The following is a 6,212-nucleotide window of genomic DNA, read 5'->3' as shown; positions in this document are numbered from 1 at the left end:
GGTGGGTGGACCCAATCTTGCCTACCTTTCTTTATTGGTATGGATACTTCCAGCCACCCTGCTGATGATCAGTACGGCCTTCTTAATAGAATACCTGCAGTCCCATACAGAAGGTGAATTAAGTTTTGCAAAATTCATTCAGCCCATGGCCATAGGCTATATCATTTATGCCTCCCAAATCACCATTAAAAAAATGATCCACTCTGTGGAGGCTGCAATTTTAATGATGATTTCAGCTTTCATCGCTTTCTTTTATAATTCTCCCTTTATTTTTCCGGTCATGCTGGTTATCGGAGGCCTAATCACTACCCATAATTACAACAAACAACCGGTCATTGAAGAAAAATCTGAGATAAAGATCTCTTGGGACAATTTTATTGTCTGGGCAACGGTGTTAATTGTCGCGGCTGTATTGGGCCATTATACAAGAATTTTACCCATAAGGCTGTTTGAAAACTTTTATAGAAACGGTTCCCTGATATTTGGAGGAGGGCAGGTATTGGTCCCCTATTTATACACTGAGTTTGTTGAGTTTAAAAACTACTTGAGCTCTGAAGAATTCCTTACCGGCTATGCAATATCCCAAAGTATCCCGGGACCAACTTTTAGTATTAGCTCCTACATCGGTGCATTGTCCATGCGGGAATGGGGAGCAGCAGGAATGATTACAGGTGGCTTGGTAGCTGCTGCAGGAATCTTCCTCCCCGGAACTTTTCTTATCTTCTTTGTGATTCGATTTTGGGATGGGTTAAAAAAATACAGGCCAGTAAGGGCTGCCTTGGAAGGCATCAATGCGGTGAGTTGTGGCATGTTGATCGCTGCTGCCTACCTTTTATTCGAACCCATGGAAAACAATTTCACCAATATAATGATCATTATCGGTACCTATATTCTTTTGAGATATAGTAAAATCCCTTCTCCGCTAATCATCGTCCTGGGTGTAGGCATAGGCCTAATTTATCAGTGGATCTTAAATAGCATCTAGACAGTGCAAAAAACCGTTGCTACCAATTAACATCCAATAATTTCACTCTATTGCGATATTGCTGATCGACGTGAATAATGCTTTAGAAATAAGCAAATATAAACCGCAATACCAAGGGGAATAAATCCACTAAAGGCTAACAAACTCTCATAGTAATAAGGCAATACATGCCAAGAACGCTATGTGGGAAATCCTGGGGAAAATAAGATCAACTCGGAACCTATAAAGCCAATAAAAAATGGAATAACTGCGCATTTAAATTGCTGATCAAAGGTAACTAAGGTTTGATTTTTGAAAAAAGAATACCATAAATAAGAAGAAAATATGCCCAACATATTCAGGTGGATAAAATCAATAATTGTTGTGCGTAAGGAAACAGCAAGATCAGCAATATCCGGAAATATTAGCAGCCAAGATTTTCTCATTTACCTCTTGATTTTATTCTATGAGTTTGGGAATAGTGTTCGTATCCCCTCCCTAATTCCCAAGCTATTCTATAAACAAAGCCACCCATATTTTAGGATAATTTTATCTTTTTTAGATTGTAAATGCAGCATTGATGCTAGAATAGAAACATCTGTACACCTATTACCCTATATAAATCGCCCATTTACATTCGCTTATAAAACTTTACATCTTAGAAAAACGGACCTGAATACTAAATAACCATTCATAATAGTATTGGAAATTAAAATTTATTTGTTTACATTTGTAGAACACATTTCAAACATGTAGAATGAAGTTATCTAAGTCCGAAGAAAAGTTAATGGAGCTGATCTGGTCCAACCAACCCATATTCATGAAGGAGCTATTGGAGATTATCCCGGCACCGAAACCTGCTCCAAGCACAGTGGCAACACTATTGAAGCGTATGCAACAAAAAGGATACGTTGGGTTCAAGTTGTATGGCAATTCAAGGCAGTACCATGCATTGGTGGAAAAGCCTGAATATTTTTCAGGACAAGTAAAAACCATCATAAAAGATTTTTTCTCTAATTCTCCCCTTCAATTTGCTTCTTTTTTTACCAAGAAGGCCGATTTAACAACAGAAGAATTAGAGGAATTGAAAGGACTTGTAGAAACCGAAATTAAACGTAGAAAAGAATGATGATAGTCCTACTAAAATTTATCGGTTGCTCAGCAATCCTGCTATTTCTTTTTCAGTTTTTTCTAGCCAAAGAAAAAGCATTTACTCTAAATCGTTGGGCGCTATTGCTACTACTTCCCATTGCCATGGCTGTACCGTTTATTAGCCTTCCATTATGGTTTCCCCAGGAAAGCGCTGTCAATCTTAGCTATCCTGTATTGATCCACAGCAGCCCCAGTCCTGCGATAGACTCATCGCCGGTACCACAAACTATTCCTACGGAAATTTGGCTTTTGTTAGGCTATTTAACCATTACCAGCCTTTTATTTGCCAAAAAACTTAATGCATTAATCAAGTTAATCAGCTGGACAAAAGAAGGATCGGTCAGACCATTAAATACTGCAAGATTGATCCTTTCCAATAAAGTCTCTACTCCCTTTAGCTTTGGAAATTATATTTTTTTACATCCTTCTACTTATCAGGAAGGATCTGAAACAACCAAAATAATCATTGCGCATGAACTTGTCCATATCAGTCAAAAGCACCATATTGATTTGGCAATGATTGAATTTTTATCAGTGCTATGCTGGTTCAACCCTATTGTATTTATGGTAAAGAAAGCCATGGTATTAAACCATGAATATTTGGCTGATCAAGGAGTAAAAGAGATCGTACATCCATTAGCATACAAAAAGCTTTTGTTAAATCTTACGATGGGGAAAAATCCTATGGTATGGACAAGTGCTATTTCATCTTCCACCCTAAAACAAAGATTAATCATGTTAAATAAACCGCAAAACAAAAAAGCTAAGCACCTAAATATCGGCTACTTTAGCCTTACAGCACTAGTAATTTTGGCAGGCTTTTCGTTAAAAATCACTGCCTATCCATCCGAAAGTATTTCACCAAACAGCCAATTGTATGCGCAAGCAAAGCAAAACAACCTATTAGATAAGTTGCCGGAATTCAAGGGGGGTATGGCAGCTTTTTCCAATTACGTTAAAAAGGAAGCTGAATTCCCCTTACATGCCAGAAAAAATGGTAAGGAGGGGCAAGTATTGGTCCAGTTTGTAGTAGAAAAAGATGGTTCGGTTTCCCATGTGAAGGCAACCAAAGGAGCTGGTAATGGTTTTGAGTTTTTGGCAGAAAGAATAATTCAAAATGCACCTGCCTTCCATCCCGGTATTCAAAATGGTCGTCCGGTAAGGGTGGAATTGACCATCCCATTGATTTTTTCTTTAAGCAAGGATTTGTCTCCTACAGACAAGCTACCCTTTGGTGAGGTAAACTTGGGAGAAATGACCCCAAATACGGAGGGCTTGAAAGTTGAAGCAGACTATATCAACGGAGTTTGGAAGGGTACTGTTAAAGATATTGATGGTAATTCACTGCCGGGAGCATTAATTAAGATAGAAGGAACTAACATTGGTACTGTTACTGATATTGAAGGTCATTTTATTTTAAAAACTAAATCCCCTTCCCCTATTTTGATTAGTTTCACAGGATATACTACTGAAAAGATAAAACAAAAATAAAATTCAGCATAAAATAAGCACTTATACCAATAGTTGTTTTAGACTTTTTACGGTTAATTGCTCAAGAGCAGTTAACCTTTTTTTATTTATATGCTGTTGTATAAACCACCTCTACAGATAATCAGCGAATCCGAAAAAGGCAACATATGAAATTATTCCCTATGCTATTATTAACCCTGATAATATAATACGATTCGCAATTTTTTCCCGGAGTTTACTGCCCCTATGGTATAATTGAAAACAACAGAGAAGGGACCAATTTCGAATCGATTTTTGCAAGTAATAGAAGCCCTATTTCTATGTCCGGTATGATCGCTGGAGTTCTTGGACGGTAATTTAATATATCAGAAATCTTTGAATTACCTCTGAATGCTTAAAAGATTTCGCCAATGTATTGTCGGTAAAATAGAATAAAATAAATCCCGTGGATTTTTTACATTCAAGCACCAATAGTGTTTTTGACGAAGAAGGTGTAAGGCACTACTAGAAAGAAAGTTTGGGTATGAAAATTAATAAAATAATTCAACAAATTCTAAAAATAAGTAATATAGGAATCCTTCCACAAAATAAAAAAATCACAAAAAAGAGGGAGCCACTAGTGGCCAAAGAACAATTTTAGCTCTATTATCAAAGGTTAAATAAATTGAGCTTAACCCAAAGGGCTAATATTTTTGTTTTGGTAATAGGCTATTTTCAACTGAAACATTTCAGCCATTTTAGAAGCTCGCCACATCGCTTCATTGGCCTTGTCACCGAAAAAATTCTCTCGAAGCGTCTCCTGAAACAACATCAACCAACGCTCAAAATGGTTCTGATCTATCGGAAGATTGGCATGGGGAGGAAAAGGACTTCCATAATAGGTATGTTGGCTGAGTAAAACCGTCTGCCAAAATTGATACATTTTTTCTAAATGCTTGTCCCAGTTGCCTTTTAGTTTCCCTTCAAAAATAGGCCCGATCAATGGATCCATTCTAACTTTTCCATAAAATAAGTCCACCAATTCTTTTATTTGGGCCAAGGATTTTAAATCCCCTTTTTCATTCTCCAATTTGCAGTGCTATTAAAATTTATACCCCGATAGTGGTCAAAGTAGCTTTTCCTGTGGCCACTTCCTTTGCCAATTCTTTTATCGATTTCTCTGAGAGCAATTTAGCTAAATTTTCTCTAATATTTTTATAGTCATCATGAATCGGACAAGGATGTTTTTCAGAACAATGTTTTAGACCTAACCCGCAGCCTCTAAAAAGTTTATCCCCATCGATCGCTTCAACCAGCGCAAGCAACCTCATGTTCTCCTGCTCCTTGCTAATATAAAACCCTCCATTTGGTCCTTTGGTAGAACTTACTAAATCTTGTTTTGCCAGAGATTGCAAAATCTTCGCCGTAAAGAATTCAGGGGCATCAATCCCTTTACTGATATCCTTCACTCCTAGTTTAACCCCATGAGTACTTTTAGCCCAAATGTAAATCACTGCTCTGATGCCATATTCACAAGCTTTTGAAAACATAATTTTTGCTTATTTAACCCAAAATTTATCCTCCCAATCTTCAGTAACAGGCTTGTGAATAGCAGCTACCTTTTCTTCCATTTCTTCCAATTCCTTTTTTAACAATTCTACTTGCATATACTGAAAAAGCTTTCTTTCTTCAAAACGGATATGAGCTTCTACCATTTGACAAAACTCATCCAATTTATTCAACAAATCATCTTTTTGAAATCCACTCAACTCCTTGTACGCCTCCCGAATATCCCGATGTTGGCTTTCTACTTCTTTCCTTAGTAAATCATTCTTGGCCATGTAAGAAAAAATAACCGATTCTTCCAAAGAAAAGTGGGGTTCCATATGCGTAGCGTAAAAATACTTCACATAATTGAAAAGTCGATCCGGTGCAATTCCTTTTTCTCGACCTTGGCGTATTTTCCATACTAATAGTAGCCCAAAATGATGGTCTCTAGAAACCGGTACAAAAGCGGGATGTCTCTTTAAAGGTTTTCCCATATAAGGTTAACTTAACATATTGGGCCTGAAAAGCCCATTTTTAATGAAACAAATCAAAAGTAAGCAGTTTATAGTAAAATAAAGGATTAAACAGTTTTTTAATTCACAAATCTCCCTATTCTTACATAAATTTTCTCAAATAGCCATTCGCAAATGAAACCTAGCGGGAATTGCAATAAGCGGTGAATGTAGTCACCAATAAATTAGAATGTAAGCACAAATTGGGCAAGCAAGCTTAGTAATTCAACCCAAAATTGGTATCAATAAGTTCCAATTAATCCGGAATAGTACAGCTAAAGTCAATTAAGAATTATGTACAAAGGCCAACCATAGCATCTTTCATATTGATATAAAATTAATTAATTTAAGCAGAAAAGAAATAAAAAGTTTATACGACGTATTGGAAATTGAAAATGGTTGATTGTAAAAAAATATTAGAGGAAGAATCGGAAGTATGCTCTTGTAAGGGATGCAAGCTTTGGATAGAGTACAGTGAAGACTGCAATTGTATTAATGTTTCTATTAAAAAACATGGAAGGCTAACATTGCAACAAGTAGGTTGGCGCCTTGGAGTCTCTCATGTTAGAATAAAACAAATACAAGAT

Annotated in this window: 6 protein-coding genes; 3 read left to right on the top strand and 3 right to left on the bottom strand. The window is 36.6% G+C overall.

All coding sequences use genetic code 11. The features are described 5' to 3' along the window. The 3 genes from AAC037_RS17665 to AAC037_RS17655 all read left to right on the top strand — a co-directional run. On the top strand, nt 1-985 hold a 985-nt coding region (locus AAC037_RS17665; protein WP_339904408.1), incomplete at its 5' end, for a chromate transporter. A 736-nt stretch (nt 986-1,721) separates the two neighbouring features. Beyond that, nucleotides 1,722-2,093, top strand: coding sequence for a BlaI/MecI/CopY family transcriptional regulator (locus tag AAC037_RS17660; RefSeq protein WP_339904406.1), 372 nt, complete (start codon nt 1,722-1,724; stop codon nt 2,091-2,093). Further along, entirely contained in the window at nt 2,090-3,607 is a 1,518-nt protein-coding gene (locus AAC037_RS17655) for a TonB family protein (protein WP_339904404.1), read from the top strand. The genes AAC037_RS17660 and AAC037_RS17655 overlap by 4 nt, the downstream gene beginning before the upstream one ends. A 649-nt stretch (nt 3,608-4,256) precedes the next feature. Here the strand turns inward: AAC037_RS17655 and AAC037_RS17650 are convergent. Genes AAC037_RS17650 through AAC037_RS17640 form a run of 3 tightly spaced genes read right to left on the bottom strand, consistent with a single transcriptional unit; the run spans nt 4,257 to nt 5,607 of the window. After that, nucleotides 4,257-4,655 (bottom strand): group III truncated hemoglobin, encoded by a 399-nt coding sequence (locus AAC037_RS17650; RefSeq protein ID WP_339904403.1) that lies wholly within the window; start codon nt 4,653-4,655, stop codon nt 4,257-4,259. Nucleotides 4,656-4,674: 19 nt separating this feature from the next. Then, nucleotides 4,675-5,115, bottom strand: a complete 441-nt coding sequence (locus AAC037_RS17645) for an Rrf2 family transcriptional regulator (protein ID WP_339904402.1) — start codon at nt 5,113-5,115, stop codon at nt 4,675-4,677. Nucleotides 5,116-5,124: 9 nt separating this feature from the next. Next, a complete protein-coding gene (locus AAC037_RS17640) occupies nt 5,125-5,607 on the bottom strand; it encodes a hemerythrin domain-containing protein (protein WP_339904401.1) in 483 nt (160 codons plus the stop codon). Nucleotides 5,608-6,212 lie beyond the last annotated feature (605 nt).

Origin of the sequence: uncultured Cyclobacterium sp., assembly GCF_963976465.1 — a bacterium.
In the GTDB taxonomy this organism is placed as follows: Bacteria; Bacteroidota; Bacteroidia; order Cytophagales; family Cyclobacteriaceae; genus Cyclobacterium.
Note: the sequence above shows the minus strand (reverse complement) of the source record. Positions and strands in the feature narration are given on the sequence as shown.